27 protein-coding genes are annotated in these 19681 nt (G+C 38.6%); 4 read left to right on the forward strand and 23 right to left on the reverse strand.

The genetic code is table 11. From position 1 onward, the window contains the following. Positions 1 to 346 precede the first annotated feature (346 nt). From ACN0VI_RS14095 to ACN0VI_RS14140, 10 genes are all read right to left on the reverse strand, one after another. Positions 347 to 1504, reverse strand: coding sequence for a tyrosine-type recombinase/integrase (locus ACN0VI_RS14095; RefSeq protein ID WP_417447220.1), 1158 nt, complete (start codon positions 1502 to 1504; stop codon positions 347 to 349). 2 nt (positions 1505 to 1506) lie between these two features. Beyond that, positions 1507 to 1710, reverse strand: a complete 204-nt coding sequence (locus tag ACN0VI_RS14100; RefSeq protein ID WP_417447221.1) for a helix-turn-helix transcriptional regulator — start codon at positions 1708 to 1710, stop codon at positions 1507 to 1509. A gap of 401 nt (positions 1711 to 2111) precedes the next feature. After that, positions 2112 to 2648 carry a hypothetical protein gene (locus ACN0VI_RS14105; RefSeq protein ID WP_417447222.1) on the reverse strand — a complete coding sequence of 179 codons (537 nt, stop codon included), beginning with the start codon at positions 2646 to 2648 and terminating at the stop codon, positions 2112 to 2114. A 343-nt stretch (positions 2649 to 2991) separates the two neighbouring features. Next, positions 2992 to 3219: a hypothetical protein gene (locus ACN0VI_RS14110; protein ID WP_417447223.1), complete on the reverse strand. Its 228-nt coding sequence runs from the start codon at positions 3217 to 3219 to the stop codon at positions 2992 to 2994. After that, positions 3203 to 3400, reverse strand: a complete 198-nt coding sequence (locus ACN0VI_RS14115) for a hypothetical protein (protein WP_417447224.1) — start codon at positions 3398 to 3400, stop codon at positions 3203 to 3205. The genes ACN0VI_RS14110 and ACN0VI_RS14115 overlap by 17 nt, the downstream gene beginning before the upstream one ends. A 161-nt stretch (positions 3401 to 3561) precedes the next feature. Then, a complete protein-coding gene (locus ACN0VI_RS14120) occupies positions 3562 to 3717 on the reverse strand; it encodes a hypothetical protein (RefSeq protein ID WP_417447225.1) in 156 nt (51 codons plus the stop codon). A 194-nt stretch (positions 3718 to 3911) separates the two neighbouring features. Next, positions 3912 to 4658 carry a hypothetical protein gene (locus ACN0VI_RS14125; RefSeq protein WP_417447226.1) on the reverse strand — a complete coding sequence of 249 codons (747 nt, stop codon included), beginning with the start codon at positions 4656 to 4658 and terminating at the stop codon, positions 3912 to 3914. Then, the gene (locus ACN0VI_RS14130) at positions 4655 to 5485 is read right to left on the reverse strand and encodes a PD-(D/E)XK nuclease-like domain-containing protein (RefSeq protein ID WP_417447227.1); all 831 of its coding nucleotides are present in this window, start codon (positions 5483 to 5485) and stop codon (positions 4655 to 4657) included. The genes ACN0VI_RS14125 and ACN0VI_RS14130 overlap by 4 nt, the downstream gene beginning before the upstream one ends. After that, complete coding sequence (locus ACN0VI_RS14135) at positions 5482 to 5790, reverse strand: hypothetical protein (protein ID WP_417447228.1); 309 nt, start codon at positions 5788 to 5790, stop codon at positions 5482 to 5484. Before ACN0VI_RS14135 ends, ACN0VI_RS14130 begins: the two co-directional genes overlap by 4 nt. 76 nt (positions 5791 to 5866) lie before the next feature. Further along, on the reverse strand, positions 5867 to 6106 hold the full coding sequence (locus tag ACN0VI_RS14140; RefSeq protein WP_417447229.1) for a hypothetical protein: 240 nt from the start codon (positions 6104 to 6106) through the stop codon (positions 5867 to 5869). Between the two features lie 97 nt (positions 6107 to 6203). Between ACN0VI_RS14140 and ACN0VI_RS14145 the strand changes: the two genes are divergently transcribed. After that, complete coding sequence (locus ACN0VI_RS14145; protein ID WP_417447230.1) at positions 6204 to 6614, forward strand: helix-turn-helix domain-containing protein; 411 nt, start codon at positions 6204 to 6206, stop codon at positions 6612 to 6614. Here ACN0VI_RS14145 and ACN0VI_RS14150 read toward each other — a convergent pair. After that, complete coding sequence (locus ACN0VI_RS14150; RefSeq protein WP_417447231.1) at positions 6607 to 6801, reverse strand: hypothetical protein; 195 nt, start codon at positions 6799 to 6801, stop codon at positions 6607 to 6609. The genes ACN0VI_RS14145 and ACN0VI_RS14150 overlap by 8 nt on opposite strands. A gap of 360 nt (positions 6802 to 7161) precedes the next feature. On the opposite strand from ACN0VI_RS14150, the gene ACN0VI_RS14155 reads away from it, so the two are divergent. From ACN0VI_RS14155 to ACN0VI_RS14165, 3 genes are all read left to right on the forward strand, one after another. After that, entirely contained in the window at positions 7162 to 7608 is a 447-nt protein-coding gene (locus ACN0VI_RS14155; RefSeq protein ID WP_417447232.1) for a hypothetical protein, read from the forward strand. A gap of 33 nt (positions 7609 to 7641) precedes the next feature. Further along, the gene (locus ACN0VI_RS14160; protein WP_417447233.1) at positions 7642 to 7992 is read left to right on the forward strand and encodes a hypothetical protein; all 351 of its coding nucleotides are present in this window, start codon (positions 7642 to 7644) and stop codon (positions 7990 to 7992) included. A 78-nt stretch (positions 7993 to 8070) separates the two neighbouring features. Beyond that, the gene (locus tag ACN0VI_RS14165; protein ID WP_417447234.1) at positions 8071 to 8361 is read left to right on the forward strand and encodes a hypothetical protein; all 291 of its coding nucleotides are present in this window, start codon (positions 8071 to 8073) and stop codon (positions 8359 to 8361) included. 455 nt (positions 8362 to 8816) lie between these two features. On the opposite strand, the gene ACN0VI_RS14170 is transcribed toward ACN0VI_RS14165, so the two are convergent. The 12 genes from ACN0VI_RS14170 to ACN0VI_RS14225 all read right to left on the reverse strand — a co-directional run bounded on the left by ACN0VI_RS14170 (position 8817) and on the right by ACN0VI_RS14225 (position 19630). Continuing rightward, complete coding sequence (locus tag ACN0VI_RS14170; RefSeq protein WP_417447235.1) at positions 8817 to 9050, reverse strand: hypothetical protein; 234 nt, start codon at positions 9048 to 9050, stop codon at positions 8817 to 8819. Continuing rightward, the gene (locus ACN0VI_RS14175; protein ID WP_417447236.1) at positions 9050 to 9421 is read right to left on the reverse strand and encodes a hypothetical protein; all 372 of its coding nucleotides are present in this window, start codon (positions 9419 to 9421) and stop codon (positions 9050 to 9052) included. The genes ACN0VI_RS14170 and ACN0VI_RS14175 overlap by 1 nt, the downstream gene beginning before the upstream one ends. Further along, a complete protein-coding gene (locus ACN0VI_RS14180) occupies positions 9421 to 9690 on the reverse strand; it encodes a hypothetical protein (RefSeq protein ID WP_417447237.1) in 270 nt (89 codons plus the stop codon). The genes ACN0VI_RS14175 and ACN0VI_RS14180 overlap by 1 nt, the downstream gene beginning before the upstream one ends. 6 nt (positions 9691 to 9696) lie before the next feature. Beyond that, a complete protein-coding gene (locus tag ACN0VI_RS14185; protein ID WP_417447238.1) occupies positions 9697 to 10326 on the reverse strand; it encodes a hypothetical protein in 630 nt (209 codons plus the stop codon). 47 nt (positions 10327 to 10373) lie between these two features. Then, complete coding sequence (locus ACN0VI_RS14190) at positions 10374 to 12842, reverse strand: hypothetical protein (RefSeq protein WP_417447239.1); 2469 nt, start codon at positions 12840 to 12842, stop codon at positions 10374 to 10376. Positions 12843 to 12890: 48 nt separating this feature from the next. Continuing rightward, positions 12891 to 15188, reverse strand: coding sequence for a hypothetical protein (locus ACN0VI_RS14195; protein WP_417447240.1), 2298 nt, complete (start codon positions 15186 to 15188; stop codon positions 12891 to 12893). A gap of 8 nt (positions 15189 to 15196) precedes the next feature. Continuing rightward, a complete protein-coding gene (locus ACN0VI_RS14200) occupies positions 15197 to 15757 on the reverse strand; it encodes a hypothetical protein (RefSeq protein WP_417447241.1) in 561 nt (186 codons plus the stop codon). Further along, positions 15757 to 16539, reverse strand: a complete 783-nt coding sequence (locus ACN0VI_RS14205) for a hypothetical protein (RefSeq protein WP_417447242.1) — start codon at positions 16537 to 16539, stop codon at positions 15757 to 15759. Before ACN0VI_RS14205 ends, ACN0VI_RS14200 begins: the two co-directional genes overlap by 1 nt. Further along, on the reverse strand, positions 16539 to 18398 hold the full coding sequence (locus tag ACN0VI_RS14210) for a tape measure protein (protein ID WP_417447243.1): 1860 nt from the start codon (positions 18396 to 18398) through the stop codon (positions 16539 to 16541). Before ACN0VI_RS14210 ends, ACN0VI_RS14205 begins: the two co-directional genes overlap by 1 nt. A 3-nt stretch (positions 18399 to 18401) precedes the next feature. Beyond that, positions 18402 to 18596, reverse strand: coding sequence for a hypothetical protein (locus ACN0VI_RS14215; protein ID WP_417447244.1), 195 nt, complete (start codon positions 18594 to 18596; stop codon positions 18402 to 18404). A gap of 65 nt (positions 18597 to 18661) precedes the next feature. Then, positions 18662 to 18997: a hypothetical protein gene (locus tag ACN0VI_RS14220; protein ID WP_417447245.1), complete on the reverse strand. Its 336-nt coding sequence runs from the start codon at positions 18995 to 18997 to the stop codon at positions 18662 to 18664. Positions 18998 to 19018: 21 nt separating this feature from the next. Then, positions 19019 to 19630: a hypothetical protein gene (locus tag ACN0VI_RS14225; protein WP_417447246.1), complete on the reverse strand. Its 612-nt coding sequence runs from the start codon at positions 19628 to 19630 to the stop codon at positions 19019 to 19021. Positions 19631 to 19681: the final 51 nt, after the last annotated feature.

The following is a 19681-nucleotide window of genomic DNA, read 5'->3' on the forward strand; positions in this document are numbered from 1 at the left end:
CCCCTTGTGTGTTATTCTTCAAGTCAGTTATTGTGTGGATAACTCACTCTTGTTCTTGTTGATAACTTTCTTACATCGATCAACAACCGCTTACGCGACCGCTTACCAGTAGAAAACATGGGAATTTTGAGATTTTAGAGAAAATATAGAAACGCTCTAAACGTCGATTGTGACTGATTTTTTAACGATTTTAATTAGTTGTTAAATAGGCTGAAAAATGCAAATAGATAACGAATATTATATGGGGTGCATTAAATTCCCCTTTTTATATCAATTACTTATCAACAAACTCAACTTCTACAACCGCTTAAGAACCGCTTAGTCACGATGCAACACGATTTTCATTCTATATATTCACTAAATTCTTACATTTCGCCATGTAAGTCTCAGACAAGTGTGCATATATCTGAGTATTAGTTATATTCTTATGTCCTAAAATTTTTTGTAGCGCATATATGTCGCCACCATTCATCACAAAATGAGATGCAAAGGTGTGCCTCAATCCGTGAAGTTTTATATTCTCAAGATCATGCTCGATGACCATTTCCCTAAAAGCATGAGATATTGTGTTGGCCGAGAAAACTTTGAGCTTTTTAATTTCTGGCCTGATCCCTCGCTTATAGATAATCGATTTCAATGTTCTTTCTGCGTTGATCTTTGGCTGAAAGATAAACTCATGTCCTTTCTTGCCTTGGATATTGCGCTCGACGATCTCAATAGCACTTTCACTTAATATGATATTTCTTGGTAAATCTGACTTTAATGATCCAAAAAAGTACGCATTTGGAATTTCTGGCTCAAGTCCTTTTGGAGAATAGCGCTCAAGCTGTCTGTTTACACTTATAACGCCGTTTCTTTTGCTGTACCTATCAACGGTAAGGCTTAGAGCCTCGTTGATTCTCATGCCTGTATTAAGTAGAAATAGGTATATGTCAGCGTACTGATCCCCTATCAATATTTCTTTATATTTATCCAGTTGATCTTTATCCCAAAACTTAAGCTCACGATCACTAGAGGTCTGTTTTCTTTTAAGGCCTTTTGCTGGATTTTTAACGAGAACTGCATTTTCACCAGTCGTTGCGTATTCGAATAAATCTCTAATTACTGCCATCATTCGATTTACTGTTGATGCTGCATATCCCATTGAAGATAGATCTCTGATAAAATCGCTTAAGATTCTCGGTGAGATCTTACTTAATGGGTACATTCCTAAAACTGGAATGACTTTCGACTCCAGGTCTGTCTTATAATTTTTGTATGTATTGAATTTGAAATTGTCTTTTTTGTATTTGAGATAATCTTGAGCAAAGCTCGATAATATAACTTTGCTGTCGTATGTGATTTCTTGGCCGGATTCTTTTACCGCGAGAAGATCCTGCTCGAACTGTCTCGCCTCTTTTCTTGTCTCGAAGTTCTTGTAACGACGTACTTGCCTGCCATCGTCATCATATCCTAACGAGAGCGAGACTTCATATTTTCCATGTTTCGTTTTTCTTATGGCCATGATTATTGATAGCTTTTTACCTTTTGAGCTTCAAGCCATTTTCTTATATCAGATAAAACAAACAGACGCTTATTTCCAATTTTAACAACTGGAATCGCTTTATCGTTTACCATTCGATAAATAGTTGATTTAGAAACCTTTATAAGAGCAGATAACTCTTTCACATCAAGCATTTTATCAAACTCTTCAAGCTTTTCAGCACCCATTTACTCTCCAAAATGAGAGGCGGCCCGCACCTCTCGATCAACACAAATTAATAATTGAGGGCCTATGATCTTTTATTCTTACACTTAAAACATTCTTTATTTTTAACTGGGTTAATCCAGTTACAAGCTTCATTCTCACACTCCCAGTAAGACATCGGGTGCTTTTGAATCTTTCTCTCTTGTTGCGTTCTGTAATTTTGCTTACTGTGGCACTCTTTGCAGTTATGTCTTCTATAATTGAAAGTCTTATTTGAATAAGGGAAGCTTTCAACACACTTCACAACACCACAAACACCGCATCTCTTACTACCATTAACAATAGGATTAATAGTTCTTGCCTTTACTGCTGAAGTTGTGTCTGTGTATCTCGCCATACAATCTCCAAAAGTGAGGGTGGACCGTTACCCTCGGTTCACAATATTTCTGTCGCTAAAATTTGGCCCATTATATTTTACTAATGCTTTTTTAACTGTATTTATTATGTTGCATAGATACCTATATCTTGGGTTTTCTTTAGTAGGAATGTCGTAATACCAGTCGCACCCAAATACTTCTTCCATTATCTCTATGTTTTCGCGAACCCAGTGCTCACCATCGTTCTGGTCACCATAAAGAGCGCTCATTTCATCGAGAACATAAAAATCAATGTCGCAACCATAATAATCCTTAATCTTTTCAGCCAGTGCTTCATAGTCATTAACTGACGATCTGATACAAGAAAGGTTTTTCGCTAGATAATGGTTATCACAAGAAATGAAAAACTGATCTATTGTACGATCGCTCATACCACCCCAGTAAGAGTGCCACGACTTATCATAGCAAGAAATTGTAATCTTACCTTTTCCTGGCTCGAAATCTTCTAAGAAAACGTGAATAGGATCTATCCCATGCACTTCTGATATTTTTATTTTTCTTACTGTTGCTTGTTCTAGCTTCATCTTGGCTCTCCATTTAAGCTCGTCTTTCCGAGCAGTCAGGTGATCTTTGAGTTTTTAGTCTAGTAACTCCTCCAACCATGGGAAAACCTAGGCTCAAGACTACAAGAAAGGAAACGTGCACACCTTTCTTGTAATGGCGTCCAGTCGCATAAACTGCCATAAGTTTAACTAAAATATTCTTTAGCAAATGATTCTAAAGGTTCTTTATAACCTACTTTTTTAGCTTCACTATAAGCTAGCCTCATTTTCCGACATTCATTGCAAAATTTATGAGGTCCTTTTTTGGTATTCAGAACCTTTCGTGTCTTCTTCATTAGGTGACCACGTTTGCAGACTTCCATTACTACCTCTTATTATGCCCACACAGATATTCTGTGCATCCACATTTACCGCAAGTATCAGACGGCATTTCGTTGATTATTAAAACTTCATCGTCTGCATAAATGCCATCTTCTTTCATTTTGTTTTTAGCTTTCACAAAGAAAGAATCGTTGTTATGAACAGCGTGAAGCGTATTCAATAAAACAGTATCAATCTCTGTCACGTCTTCGATTTCAAGGATTAGTAACATTGTGTTCTCTCTTTCCTTTATTGATGCCCTCTTGCATTTCGCTTAAATCTTGCATGACCTCATTGTAAAACTCTGTACCTCTTTTCTCTGACTCAGTTATGCTGTTATAAGTTGCTTTTCTTAAAGAAATCAAAGCAAAGGCTAATCCACATATAAACCCGAAAATTACTGCTAGTAACATATCTCACCTGTGCATTTTCAATACTTCATTGAAGTAGATATCAGTTTGTTTTTTACATTTATAAAACCTGTTATTTGCGAAATCACGTTCACCCTCTAATTGAACCGCCCAGTTAAACGTAGTAATAAATAAGAAGAAAAATAAATATGCTAAAATCTTCATTACTCCAACTTCCCTCTTGTTGATCCGATGCAACTGGCGACTTCTTCAAGTAGTAATTCTAAGCTCGTATTCGAGTCACCATTTTCGATTAATTGGCACACCTCAAGCGCACGATCTAATTCTCTTTTAACGAATTTATTTTTTTCCATTTTCATTACGCTACCTCGCATCTTGAGCAGTCGCAGTTCTCGTGCTCTTGTTTAAAATCTTCAATAATATCGATAAGCTCAACCGCATCAATTGGATTGTGGCACATTCTAACGATTCCACACCTTTGGCACTTCAAGTAATTACCTAGGCGATTAGATCCAACACTTACACTTGTAGCTTCAACTTCAACATTCATAACTTACCTTATAAACTCTCTCGCTGTGTCGATGAACTCTTTAAGCTTTCCATCGATTGAGTCACTATTTTCCGTGATATATTTGCAGTAATTAATGAGGTCTTTTTTATCGATCTCACTAAGTTTCTTATCTTTAAATTTTCCAACTGGAACAACGTACTCTCCAAGATTGCTGTCACTTTTCTTGAATCGGTCCTTATTTACTGGCTCTGATCTTATACCTTGAGCCTCAATTTCATCAGGATCTTGAGTGAAATAATCACTTGCTCCAGTCGCAAGAATTGTTGCGCCAACAATCGCTCTCTTCTGGGCCATCTTCATAAGTGTATTTAAAATATCGGCAACAGGAATCACTTCGCCCTTTTTGTTGGTCTTGTATTTCTTCTCCCAAGAGTTCGCCATTGCTTCACACTCAGCTATCAATTGACCTGTCTTGATGTGATAGACTTTCGCCATGTATGTAAATTCAGCATAGTTTTCATAACGATCAACTTCCTTACTTACAAGCTCAACGCGAGTTGATAATCCAAATAGTTTTAAAAGCTTTTCCGCACCTGGCTTTAAAAGAGATGGCTTTGGAGTGAAAGGAATTGTTGCATAATCCTTATTAATACCCTCTTTAAGTTCCTTTTGCACAAAGCTTCTAATCGTAGCGATATGATCTGAAACCGCACTCACGTCCTGATTAGATACCGTTAAGTCCTGTGCTGTACTTTTGTAATCTGTTACTTCTACTACTTCACCACTCATGCGATCTCCCCTGAGTTAACGTCGATTTTCTGAAGCATCCATACTGGATATTCAATATTTGAAATTCCCTCACCATAAGAATATTTAGGTGAAACAAGGTCTTCTAACTTTTCCCCTGCTTTCTTGTATTCAACAAGTTGAGCAAAAGCTTTCTTGTATTGTTCACGTCCAAGATTGATTTCAATTTCGCCCATCTTGAAGATATTTACCGAGTAAGGTGCTTTTGACTCGACTGCGATAAAGAAGAACTCTTTCAAATCCGTTCCATTCACTTTGTTGTAAATATCTAAGTAATAAGCCGCTTGGATGTGATAACCAAAGTTAAAGCAAGCTCTCATAAATCCGTCTGCACTCGCATCTTGACACGTCTTAAGGTCAATAAGTGCGCCTTGGTTTACGTAGTCAGGACGACACTTAACGGCGACACCATCGATCTCTGAATAGTATGAATACTCAGCTTCACCACCTGAGAGCATTGCACTTGCAGTCGAGTGTCTTTTAATTGACTCAACAACTTGCTCAACAGACAACTTTTGTTCTTCTGTGATGATCGTCTTACCTTGTGCTTTCTCTTCATATTCAGCAGCAAGGATTTTTCCTGCCTTAGTTCTTTTATCAATTTTTGGAATTACTATAAATTCATCGTCAAAAGTCTCTGGTTCTAAGATGGCCGCGTGAACGGCCGATCCTAACCTAGTTGCATCAGACTCTTTGAACTCACTTGAGAGAGCATGAGCAAGCGTAGAATTGGCGATTGACTTTAGAGTTGATGAACCAATGGCATCACTTGCGTGATAGTCTTTATTAGATTGTAGAGTCTTACTCATGCTACTTCTCCTGTTCTTAATTCGTGTTTGTAATCGTCACCGTAATCGATGCCGATGTCGTTATATAATCCCATCTCACTCGCGTATTCTTCGAGTGCGTTGTAGTTGCTATCCCAAAAGTTATCTAAGAAAGCGTTAACCTCACGCTCTTTGATTGCGTCTGCACTCATATCTAAGCGATCATAAACATCACCGTGCTCAACATAAGAGTCACCAATATGCAGACCGATAAGAACAAGCTCACCGTCTCTGATCTCTAACTCTGGATAAGTTCCGTTAAATGCTTTTTTATCGTTTCTAGGCACACGACTCCCCTTTCACTTATTAGTGTAATTATTCCCTATTGGGTTTAAATCAATTCTATTCGTGGTATTTGCTAGCTTAGGCTGCGACTTGTTCTGAATACTCAAAGAGCTCTAGAACCTCGCAACCTATGACATTAGCAACGGCTAATTGGCAAACAAATCTAGGGTGGCTATTTTTTGGGTAGCGACCGTTTATGAGCTTCTTTGCGGTAGTTGGTGAGATACCAGCTTTAAAAGCTAACTCTTCCACAGGCCTTGCTCTCTTACTTGCCCAATCGTTAATAATGTCTTGATTAATTGTTTTTGTTGTCTCCATGGATTGCATCTTATCGCAATAATGCGACAAAACAAAGGTAAAAATTGCATTAATGCCATTTAAATGAATCTTTTTAAGGATTACAATAACTTAACGTATGAAAAAATTGCAAATTTGCGACATTTTAAAAGAGCTTCGCTTAAATAACCCCAACGGAAAGTTGTCAAAAGAGCAGGTTTCAGAGATATGTGACGTTAACCCGTCAACTTATATGAGATGGGAAAAGGGTGACACCAAGTTACCCTTTGAGGCTGTTCTCAAGCTTTCGAGCTTTTACAATGTTCCTGTAGCCTATTTCTCAGGCAACTACACTGAAGAGGGCAATGTGCGCACCTCGTTCGTCGACCAAGTAAGAGAGTTTCAAGAGAAGTTAGCAGATATGATGCCACCCTCAAACATCCCTGGCGATATTCTCGAAGCCTTAGAGAACGCTGACGAGCACGATCTTCGATCAGTCCGCAATGTTCTAGGTCTTGCAATTCCAGAAGCAAAAAAGAAAGCTAATTAGCATTAATTTTCTTTCGCATCTCACTTAATGCTCTTAAGTAACTATCAAGAACTTCTTCGATACAGCGACCTTTTAAAAGTTTTGCTTTCTCAGTATTTGAAAGCTTGTCAAAGTTATAAAGTTGTTCAAGCTCAATCTCGTACTCGTCTATTTTGTGTCGTTTCTTAAACTCTAATAAATTACTCATGAATGTATTCTCGGTCAAAGTCAGAAAGAACCTCAATTTCGCTCTAAGGCTCTGATTTTAAAGGGGTAACATCCTCTAAAATCACAAATCAATAAAATTCACTTATCGAGATTTCAATAACTTAACTTGTCACTAAATAAATTTCCGGTAAAAATAATTGAAACTTTTTTTATTTTTTTTTCATTAAAAATTTTTATTAAAATAACTTCATTTTATTCATATTTATTAAATTCATAACTTACAAGGCCATTCATAATGTTACCTAAAACTCAAGAAATCTTGAAAAAATATATTAAGATATACTCTTAAGTGAACAATGATTATTACCGAATTAGTTCACAAAATAACCTAGGGGATTAGATGAAAAAGATCTTGAGCATTTTTTCAGCGCTCGTTTTAATATCTTGTGCGAATGTCGTTAAGACGTCTGGACCATCGGACACAGAAATGCCTTTTGCTGATACTGTGGTCGTGAATAAAGCCATTAACTTAAGTGATACGAGAGCAAAGTTACTTGACCTCGGCTACACTATTGATAAATTCGAGAAAGATTATATCGAGACTGACTTCAGGTCACACTACGATAATGCTATGACCTACGATGACAAAGTTATTGTGTATATCGCAAAAAATAAGACGTTCTTTAAAGGGAAGATAAAGCAAGACGACCTTAAGCTTGTTACAGAATCAAGAAACTGGAAACCAGATAGTATGTATAGTCGATCTTGGAATAGAATAAAGAAGCTCGTTCCAGGTGGGCTAAAAGTTGAATATGAAATTAAGAACGAATTTGTTTATGCGTTTTAACAATATTAAGAAAATTTAGAAAGGAAATTCATTATGAGAGTAGCTATTACTATACTACTTACTTTTTTTATTGCATCTTGCGGTACAAGCACCAAAAAAGTGTCTTCAAATAAAAAACAAACAACTGTTAAGAAGTATAATAAATCTAATATCTGCGATGAAATTAGAGCGACATTTTTATCTACAATAAATGCAGGCGCAAGTGTAATGACTATCAGTAAAGGCGCTAATGATTTATATCATTTAGTTAGAACGGGTGGGCAAGCATCTCATTGTAACTACATAAGGTATTCATTTAGAACATTGAAAAAACCTTACAATGGCAAGAGTGTATCACCAAGTCAATGGGATAGAGCAATTAAGGGATTAGTTAACAGGTCTTAATTGGCCTGTTTCCGCATTGTGGGTGCGTAATTATTACCTCTCTATTCCAATACGAAATATTTCAAGCTAATTAAACCCATGGCAAAGAAAAAGAACCTACCTGCGGAAGTAGCATTTAAAGTCGAAAAACCAAATCAAGTCGTTGAGTACGAAGATAAATCACATGAAGACTTTCTCCATGGAGCTCTGTTTTCAACTGAAGATAATGAGTTCTATCTGATTAAAGTGGTCAATGGCCGTTTTATGAAATCTGAATTAATCATTGAAGTTGATGAAGACGGAAATCCTGATATTTGTGAAGAGATGGGACAATTTGAACCAAGCGAGAGATTTGCGAGAAAGTATCACCGCATCCTAAACTCTCTCTAAAATTGCCGTCCATGGCATAGGAGGACTTCCCTTATCGCCGTCCTTGGACTTATTTGCACTCTTATTTCAAAATGGAATGGATAAATTTCGGGTAAGAATCGGGTAAATTTCGGGTAAGCTACTTATTCTTACGCCTTAGCTTCATTAGTTCGCTTATCTTATCTTCTGCCCACTCTTCTAGCTGGCCATGCCTTTCTGGCGAATAGGCTTGATATCCATTGCAAGCGACTTCTCGCTGTGCCTTTGTCATAGTATGTACGCAGAAACAAGTTGGCTTTTCATCTAGTGAATAAGCAAGTTCGTAGAGGTCATCAATTGGAAAGTCTTCATTTGAAGCATCGACGTTTTGCTTTAGGAAATACTTAATTGCGATTAGAGCATTATTTTGATTTAAGACAACGCAATCATATCCAGCAGGCTTCTGAAGATCTTTATCTATTCTCGTACAGTCTGAATTACTCAGTAGTAGAGTCAAGAGTAGCAAGCTTAAGCTGAATTTCTTTAAGTTTCTCATCATTGTCCTTGTTGGCTTCGAGTTCGATTAAAAGACGCCTACGACGAGACGCCTTTTTTTCGTAGTGCTTATCAATTTGGCGATCTTGATAGCTCTCATACCACTTGGAAATCATTTCACCGATTTTGATGACACCTTTAATTCCGTCAATAATAAGAGCTATCTTCGCAAACATTAGGCTGCCTTTTCTTCTTTCTTAGAAAATTGCTCAACGAATTTTGGAGTATAGTCAACCGCTACGCCAATGAGTTCAAGAGCTTCACCTGTGTCGATGTCTTTGACTTCTTCGGGAATAAGCTTGGCATCTTCCCAGCCTTTCTTAATCTTCTCTTTAAATTCAGCGTTAGTCGTTAACTGAGCATAGAACTCTGCAAAATCTGTCACTTGTACACCATCTCTAAAAAGCTTAAAGCATAAAAGTGCAACTTCCATTGAAGCGATAAATGCTTCTTTTAATTCCTTGATGCCGTGAAGTGCATCAGCTTTTTTAAGTTGTGGCACAATTACGGCCAGAACCATAGCGATTAGGTTTAATACCTTTTCCATTACTTACCTCTTCTGTAATATTCGTTTTTAAAAACCTCAAAATTATCTTTGAGCTTGATGATGTTGTTCTCGTTTTTTCTAATGCGACTCTCTTGATTAGAGATGCGCTCAACCGTCACGGCCAAGGTTTGATTTAAACTGCTTATGTCTTTTTGAATTGCATCGATCTTAGTGACCGCATAGCCAATCAAGGCAATAAGTGCGACTTCAAAAACCTTATCTACCCAATCGCCAAAACTCATTCTCTTGTCTTCTTGAAGTAAACTCATAAGCACCTAGTAGTTGATTTTGAAGAATATATTTACCAGAGCACGGTTTGGGTGGGACTGGTCGCCACCGTCTCGTTTCATATATTCATTGTTACCGTAAGGAATCTCTGCAAAGTTAAAGCCTCTATTTCCCTTGTCTTCTGTGCTAGTATTATTATTGAAAACATTAAATGCAGTCTGTCCGTTGACACCGTTATTTTGCCCTAAAAACTTGATTAAAGGGTGTGAGTGATCCTTATTTTGTGAAGTCTCATAATTTAAGATAGAAGACTCATTAGGAGCTTGCCCTAAGTGACCTGAGTTTGTTACTAAGTCTGGAGTTAAGACTGTGATACCTGTTTGCTCAGCGTAGTCGGAGCCTGTAATGTCTTGACCTTTAACTAAAATCCATTTTTTTAAATGCTCTGGGATTGGCTGAAATGATTCATCTACAAGCGAGTAACCTTTTGCAGCTGCAAATTGAGCCTCAGTTAAGCCCATGAACTCAAACTTACCAACAATGTCTGAAACATTTTGCAAGGCCCACTGTAGCGAACTCGCAAGCTTAAACATTAAGTCTTCCGAGATACCTGTTCCTGAATTAATGTCTTCAGAGTAAAATATTTGTCTAATTGCTTCTATTGGTGTTCCTGCCATGATTTAAGGATGACAAAAAGACAAAAAATAAAACATGGTTATACGTCTTAGAGTATGAGGTAAGGACTACCACCGTCTGCAAAGACCAGTCTTTCAACTATATGACTCGTATCTGGAGTAAAGTCTAATTCTCGTACAAGAGTTATAAGGTTTCCTGTAATGTTTTCTATTTTGGCTCTAGCATAGTCGCTGTAATCTAATTTTCGAATTGCAATCTCTTTATTAACCTCAAACCTTGCAACGTGCTCAGGCTCAACCTCGAAGCTCTTATTGTCGATTGAAGTAACTATGTCTGAGGCGAAGTTGATGAATCCATGAAGTTCTTTGTAGATTTGCATTTGAGAGTCATCACTCTCGTCATATTTTGGCATTGTCGCAATCATTCCAGCTGTCGGAATAAATGGAAGTGCCGGACTAACTAGCATTGCTCTTGTGTTTTGTGGATCAAAGCCAATGATTCTAGTTTCTGCTTGGATTGAATAGTCGTCGTTTTTGACAAGTATTCTCTCACCTGTGTAGCGTTCTTCCCACTTTCTTTTTTCGCTGTCTTGAGTGTCGAGATCCTTAAACAAAGAACCGAGAAGAAGTCTCTCACTTGTTGAGCCGGTAAGGATTTTAGAAGATGGCCCAATTACTGTGAATCGACCTTGCTCAGAGAAAGAAGTATCAAGTAAAGTTAACGTGATCGTGCTTGAAAGCCTCATGTCCTTGTTAATTACTTGCATTACTCTTGGTGAGAAGTTTCGAGTTCCGTTTCGAGTGTCTGCGATCTTAAGATTACGTCCATCTAAGATAACAGTATCGGCAATGTCGATATTGAATCCTGTGGCAAAGTTCACGTCAACACTTAAAAACTCAGCACCATTCTTGTATCTCTCAAGTAGTCGTGAAGACTGGAGTTCGATTAGAGACTTCGTTGCCTGTGTTTTCTTAAGTCCAAATGATTCAAGTTTTAGAATTTTTTCAAACTTCCCGAACTTCTTAAGTGATTCCGCATCAACTTTAAATCTTGCAAAGCTTGGCTTTTCAGTTACGACATCGTGCCCATATTTCCAAAAGACGCCATTGTAAAAATGCTTATTGATTGATCTTGTGATCTTAAGCTTGTCAGGATTAAGGATATTATTTTCATTTAAGACAACCGCTGTCGCTCCAGCGATGGATGGAAGAGTTGAATCTAGTGAAACTTTCCCGACTCTTGGAACTTGAAATAATCCCGATGGCATACAAATTTGTTGAGTGATAAACTCTTTTGCGTTTACTTCTTCACTTAAGTCGAAATCATATTGCGCAATTCCTGCACCGACAACGTCGCCAACTGCTAGAATCTGCTCAATATCGACCATTTTAGATTTTAGTCCACAACCAACTGGCAGGACATCAAACTGAGATTTGATTGAGCAAGTAATGGCTTCACTTATCTCGTTTGTTAAAGGCGCGCCTGAGACGACGATATATGAACCGTAACCGCTTTTACCGATTGACTCAATGACTCGCCCATCTTCGAATAAGAAGTCGTTATTCTCGTCCTCACAGCCTTGAAGCTCGACAAGATCACCCTCAACGATTCCGTATTTCGAATAAAGATCCACGCCCTCAAAGAAGATCGCATTTGTGATTGTCTGAAATTCAGAAACGTGTCCGATAGCTGAAGCAATAAAGTTATCAGCGATTAGCTCTCCATCACTTAAAAGAATTGCTAAAAATAGATCGATCGCATTTCCTTTAAGCTTAAAGATCGTCTGCACTTCCGCATCATCGTCGTGAGTCGCGGCAGTCGTTCCAAACATACCACGAGTACAATTTCTTAGCTCGAAAGTCGTCTCGTCTTCAAAAACGTCTGTATATTGGATAATTTCATCATCGATCTTAACAAAGCAATCAAGCTCGACGTCACCACTTACAGGTAAATGGAAGTTTTCAACCGTAGTTAATGCAAGAGTCGTCACAGTATCGTCATGCTCGCCGATTAGTTCAGCAGTCGCTGGAATAAAGAGATCAATATCTTCAAGCTTTTGTGCGTGGGCTACTCGGATATTTACATAACCTTGAGCTGGTGTTGTTGTATCGATTACACCTTGAAACAATCTAAATGAGTCCTCTGGGTGAGATCCACCCTCAAAGGCAACGTAAACAACCGCTTCACGTCCTAGAATTTCATCAACTTCATAACCTGGAGAAACAAGTCTTGTGATCTCTCCATTATAATCTGTTAAGGCAATATTAATCGATTGAAGTGAACCTGAACCACCTTGCTCAACTTCTAACTGCTGAGAGATATTCTTTTGAGACTTACTTGCATCGATCAGAGAACGACCATTAGGCTCGCTTATGCGGCCACCGATTTTAAGCTCAGGATCACCGATCTTGATGCCAGCATCACCAATCTTCCAGTTTCGATAAAGAACACCGCTTGAGTAAATAGTCTCAACGCCCTCGATCTCAAGAATTAGAATTAAATTCTTCGTCGTTTGCGCTGCTAGTGATTCCTGTGTTGTTGTAAGAGTCTGGGCCATATATTTCTCTTAAGCACTTTGAATATTTCATCAAAGTGCTGTGTTGTTTTATTTAGTGTATTTAACTACAAGAGACGTAAAAGTGTACGTTCCATTACTGGTTAATTTAATGCTGTTTGTAGATGGCTGATAGAAAGGATGCACCGCTGTACCGTAAGGAAATACCCTAACATCATCTCCTGTTACGAGGAAAGAACCTTTTGCATCAATTAACTCAATATCATCTGGTAACGAGCTAAAAACTGTAGAACCATTACCGAAAACACCTTTAGTTGCCACTTCCCAAATCGGCTTACCATTATACAAGTCACCAGTCTTGCGCGGTACTCCGTTAGAGATTGTGTTATGAGATGCGCCGTTTACAATTGGTGCTGATGGAAGTTTAGAAAGTTGAAGAAATGTTTGCAACTTAGTTCCGTCACCATTCTTGTTTCCGTTGTCAGAAGAGTAAACATATAAAGTATTGGATTTAGCAGTAATAATCAAACTAACTCCAATTTTAGCCGCACTTTGTGACGTAAGATTATCTAAATAGCTAGAACCGTAAAGCTCACCTGCACCTGACGCTTCACTCCTGTATTGAAGTTGCGACGTACTAGGCGCATCGTACAGAGATACTTGACCAGTTAACATGTAAGATGCACCTATCTCTAAGTCATCAAATTGTAACTGCGCTATATCACCTATAGAAGAAACAGGTGCACCTAATATTTTTTCAACTGGGTAAGTCCAATTTGAAGCATCTGTGTAGATGACTTCTGAATCAGTCCAACCATCTATTGGTACTCGAATATTAATAACCATTGATTTCGGGTTATTTAAGCCATAAAAACCACTTCCAAATGTACCACCTGCCGTGAACAATGTTTTAGCTAATACTCTGAAAGTTCTTGAATCATAAGCATAAGCCTGAAGATCACCACTAGTTGAACTTGCTGAAATAAAACCACTTGAACTTAAGTGTGCAACTCCACCGCCAATTTGAGGACCTGAATATGTTCCAGTAAATACTTGAATTTTAGAGAGGTCCATTGCAGGTATTCCAACTGGTAAACTTAATAGATAGTCACCACTTCCTGCTGAACCGTCAGTTACACTTTTCGATAGTTCATATCTTAGAACTGCTTCACTTCCGTCTTTTTTCCACAGAATCCTGTCAATATCTACAGTTCCCTTATTCGGGTCTGAAACAGTTCCTTTGATTTCAATACCATCTTGAACTTGCCAACCCTCTAAGTCACTCTCAACCTGCACACATTGGTGGTTAAATGTTTCTGAAATACTAATATAGTGTTGAACGGAGTTGTTTAATAATGTAGCTCCGTATTGAATACCGAAAGAAAACTTATCACCTTTAATATGCTCATCAGGGTTTATAATAATGCTGAACTTATGAGCATCTGCATTCAGGTAAACACTCACCCTTTTGAATAAATTTCCATTCTTATAAATATTAATTACGTTAGATATTAGGCCTATGAGAATACACCCATTAATTTCAATTGTACTTCCAGTTTTTTGCGACTCATAAAAGTTACCATTAGTATGAGATGAACCGTCAGCTCCGAACTTCCAACCTTTATAAGTAGTTCCGGCTGTACCTATACCAAATGGTATAGACTCTGTGTTTGCAGTTATCGCCCTACCATCGTTACCTTTTAATGAAACGCTATTGATCTCTACATAGTTACTAGTCGGCAACCCACGATCAAGCTCAAAGAAGAGATCATTAAAAAGGAAAGTCGATGCTGTACTGCTGTTTGAAATAAGCCTTACTTTTACAGTCGTTTGGTCGTAACCACTTGGCAGCTCAATGCCGTACGCTTTGTTTAATGTATCATCTGTAGTTTCAAAAATATTCTTAGACTCATTACTCCAAAAAACATCATTAGTTGATGGGTTAACTAAGGCCAGATAAATATTGCTTTCCGTTGAATTAAGTTCATAAGAAAGTCTTGCGATTGAGTCTTCTTTACCTTTTGCTTTTTTAGGAACTGGAATCTCGTATTCAACACCCATTCCAGCGCTGTCAGAATGAAGCTTATAAGATTTCTTTCCGGCAATTGTATAAGTTTCTTCAAAAGCGAAGTTAGTGCCAAGAACAGCACCACCCAATAGAGTCCATTTACTGATATTAACTGAGTCTGCTGAAATATAACCCCATACATCAGGTGAGCCACCAGAGCCCGAACCGATTGGAGTTTCATCACCATTTGGATCAATTTGCTTAAGTTGTCCATCATGTCTAAATACCTGATGAATATTCGGCTTTGCTGCCGGTGGATTAGCAAGTTCTTTTAACTTCCAAACATCATGCTTACTAGCTTGCTCAGGTGAATCGTACATAGCGCCTCTTAAATGTCAGCGCTTCTCATAACCTCAACAAAGCGCTTGTTAGTTTTATCGTAAAGAAATTCGATGAAGCGACCTTTTGAAAGAGTCACAGACTCGCCGTTAAGAATTGCGCCACCATCGTTATCATTTTCAACGATTGTCACGGTATTAGTCGCATGAGTTCCGTAGAGACGTATGACTGTCATATCTGAAAGAGAGTCATATCCTGCACCAAAAGGAATTGAATTGAGAGTAATCGCAGCACCATCTCCGGCAACGCTTACAACTGAAAGCTTATTGTTTCCAAGATTGACTGTGCCATCATCGGCTATCGCATTTTGAGAAGTCGGCGTATATCCAAGGGGAACATTTGCAATTGCTGTCGTGTTACTAGCAATATCTGTCTCATTGTCAGTTACTCGATCAGCAAGATCTAAAAGCCACTCTTGAAGATCATAGACAGCAGTCATTCCAGTTTGAACTAAACTGATCGCACCTTGAATTGAGCCACCGGCAATCTTAGAAAGAAATGCGCTATTAAATACTGGAGCGCTTGCGTTATCACCGTTATTAACTGACATTATTTCACCTCTCTAAATACTAATGGACCAAACTTGAAGAAGTCGGGTAGCTTTTGACTAAATAGCTCTGTGAGCTTAAATCCTGTACCCTCTTTGTAACCTGGAGAGCTTTCAAGAATACATTTATAAAAGTTATCTTCATCATCACGATCAGGCATAAACTCAAGACGCCCACCCTTAACACAGGCATCATGCAGGAAGCTTCTGAAATTCTCGACTCCACTTAGATCCTGCTCCCATTGTGCAAGAAATCCGATTGGCTTATTTGTAGCGTGTGAGATCACACACTCCATCTTGCGAATTTCTCCAAAAGTTACAATCTCAACAACACCACTTGAAGAAGTGGACTTAGTCGCACCAATTGACTCTTGAAAGTTTTCAAAAGGCGTATATTTCTGCAACCACATTTGAGGCTTAAATTCGCCCCCTGAGCCGTTCGGCGATTGATATGAGTTAGCACCAGTCAGATCGTTGTCAGACGTAAATCCGATTAAACCAATCGCTCCATACGACTTATTTGAACCCGAATTAAATAAAAGCGTGAAATTATCCGTCGCACTTATCGTCACTTGTCTTGTTTTACGATCAAGACTTGCCGAATAATCTTGAAGTCCGGCATTACCCATTGCTCTTGCGATCTCATTAACAAATTCAGTCAACGTGTAGCTTCCTGGATTAAGAGTCGCAACGAGTGGGCCATTGCCCTCATCGAAATCAATATAGCAGTTTTCGTCAGTTACTCTGTGGCCATAATAGAATTTTGAAAATGATTTTAATGCCATTAGATAGCTACTCCGTTATTAAATCCCTCTTCTCGAAGTACATTTGCAATTTGTAACCCGACTTGATCACCATCTAGGCCAACAACTGAGCCATTAAATGAAACATTGACGTTTACTCTTTGCCCTCTGACGTCATCATTATCCTCTGGTGTTAGAACACTCGAGGTTGAATCATCAGTTCCTGAGTTAAATGAAAGACCACCACCCTCTGAGCTGGTAACACTTCCAAGTCCAGAGCTTGCTCCACCACCGAAATTAGATCCAAATGCTTTCAGAGCTGCCCCGACTGCGACAAGAGCAGCACCGTAAACAATACCCTTTCCAGGTGCTCCAGCAAGTGATGCTTGTAAAGCGGCCATAGCTGAGTCTGCTGCGATGATTGTCGTCCCCATTGAGATTGCCATATCACCAAGGCCGCTGATAATTACGCCTAAGAATGACTTAAAGCTAAACGACCCCTCGGCCAAAGACTTACCTATGTATTGCATACCTTGAGCAATAACATTAACAGATCCTGCTTTTACGTTGTTATTTAAGCTTTTCAGAAGATCTGCACTTGATTTAGATATATCATCAAATTGTTTTGTAATATTCTTTGAAAAATCACCCTTTCCAATACCGGCCGTTACTTCATTCATGGCATCGACACGAGTCTGAAGATTTGTGATAAACTCGTCACCCTTACCATAGATTGTGCCCTCAAAAATATTATTGACACTATTCTTTAGGGCCTCGCTGTTCTCAGTAAAAACCTCCTGTGAAGCAGCGTTGAAATTCCTAGCATTTTCAAGCGCTTCATCAGATGCAACACCGATTCTATTTAAGAACCCTGTAACAACTTCGCCCATGATTGCAAAATCACCGACAACGCCTGCAATAAAGGTGTTTAAACCATTAAATACAACTCGACCAACATTGTAGATAAGCTCAAGAGGAGCTATGACATAATCGTTAATTACTCTTGCCACCGTAAAGAAAGATGAAGCTATATTTTGACTATTTTCAGATACCCAGACAGTCATACTTTGAACTGCTGAGATAGTATCCTGTAGTAACACTTTCAAGAGAGACGCATTTGCTTGCCCAATGGTAGCCTGTAAATTAAAGATATTATCTGAAAGTGTTGATCTCAAGCCACCGATAGTTGTTGATAGCGATTTCATACCACCCTCAAACTTTCCACCCTCGGCGCTTAGCGAGCTAAATGCTTGCTCAAAAATATCAAAGGAAACCTTACCCTCTGAGACAAGGTCACGAATAGAGGTTTCTGCTACCCCCATTGTTTTTGCTAAAGCTGGACCAATCGGAATCGCTCTTTCTTGTAATTGAAGAAGTCTTTCACCTGTAAGCTTTCCTGCAGCTGATACCTGTCCATAAATAACAGATAAGTCTTTAAATCCTGCACCTGATGCTGCGGCAACATCACCAATCTCTTGAAGTTTTGTCTTTAGACTCTCTTGTTCAAAATTAAAGGCAAGTAATGTCTTTGCGGCCCCTGCTATTCCGTCCAGTTGAAACGGTGTAGATGCTGCAAAGTCAGATAATTCTTTAATCTGAAGCCTCGCAGCCTGTGCGCTACCAAGTAATGTTTTAAATTGAGTCTCATAGACCTCAAGAGTAGTTGCTGCATTTACTGTGTCAGCAATGCTACTGCGAATTGAATCAAGAGCACGAGTAACTGCGATTGCACCTAAGTTACCGGCAAAAGAGCCTAGTGCACTAGAGAAACCAGACCCATAAGCTTTTCCGCTTTCTGAGCCTGATGTTTTTGCATTTGATTTAATTTTACCAAAGGCTTTTTGAATACTTCCATCAGGTAAAACAATACTAATTTCTAACTGTGGTGTTTCATTGGCCATAGGTTACCCGAGAAATCCGACAATATCTCTGAAACTTGTTACTTGTAACTCATTTGCAGGTTTATTGTTTCTTATTATCAGCTTTTCAAGCTTTTCAGTTACTTCTTTCCTAAGCTTTGGGTTATGAGCGCACCTTGCAACCGTTATATCCCTAAGCATTTCTTCTGCCTCTAATGCCGTGATGCCTTTCCAGTACATCATAAGCTCAGAGTTACACATCGAATTTATTGAGGCCGCTGAGAAGTCATAAAAACGAGCAATCTTTACTTTTGTGTATTCCCTGCGGCCAAGTTCTTTTTTGTACTAAATAGTGCCTCATAGAGATCTGCAAGGTTATCAGCCGTTAATTCTTTGGCGATAGAACCATCAAGACCTAGAGCGATTAAATTCTTTTTTTGAAGATCAATTAATTCACGTGATGAAAGCGAAACTTTCCCTGTCCACTCTTCGCCATTTATTTCTTTGCCTTTTTCAAGTTCCTTTTTCTCAATTAGCTCTTCAAAATCAAGAACTTCGTCGAGAGTAGGAAATCTAAGATCAGAACTCATGTCTCCAAAATTAATCTTTAACTTCTTAGGTGTTAAATCTAAGGTTTTCATTTTCTCCATCTCCTCGTTTTATTAAGCTACTAGGTTCGGCATCTTCGCAGGATCACCAAGGAATCCTTTAGATACAGCCGATGGCTTAGTTTTATCTTCAATAATTCTAAACTCAACTTCCATCTCATTTTCTTCTGCACCTGAGTACTTAAGAGAACCTGGAATTGGATAAGCAAGCCAGAAATATAGAGAGTTTGCTACTTCAGCTTCGTTTGTAGGAATAACCTTGATAGGCTTTGCATTTGCTGCGAGATTTGTTCCAACATTCTTAGAACCGAAACCGATTACAGTTTCGTCGGCCGGCGTCCATGTCTCAGTCGCAAGCGTACAAGATGCTTCATCTTTATATTGTGGATCTGAACAAGAACCACCTGTAAACTCAGATGCAATCCCTGCTGAACCATACATTTCTAGTAAGAAAGCTTTATCAACTTCTTTGAAAGTTGCTTTTAGTGATACGTTTGAACCTTGATTGATTTTGGCAATGATCTCATCACCTAATTGATCCACGCTGATGTCTTTAGTCAATCCCTCAACAATGAATTCAATCGGCGTTGAAGTGTAACCAAGATTTTTAGCGTTATAATGCAAGAACGCAGGAAGCGTCTTAATTTTCGTTACGTCACCACTCATATAGACTCCTAGTCATTTTTAAGAAAGCTAATTCTCAAGTTCATTAGAAAT

The organism is Kangiella sp., assembly GCF_048265365.1.
Taxonomy (GTDB): Bacteria; Pseudomonadota; Gammaproteobacteria; order Enterobacterales; family Kangiellaceae; genus Kangiella.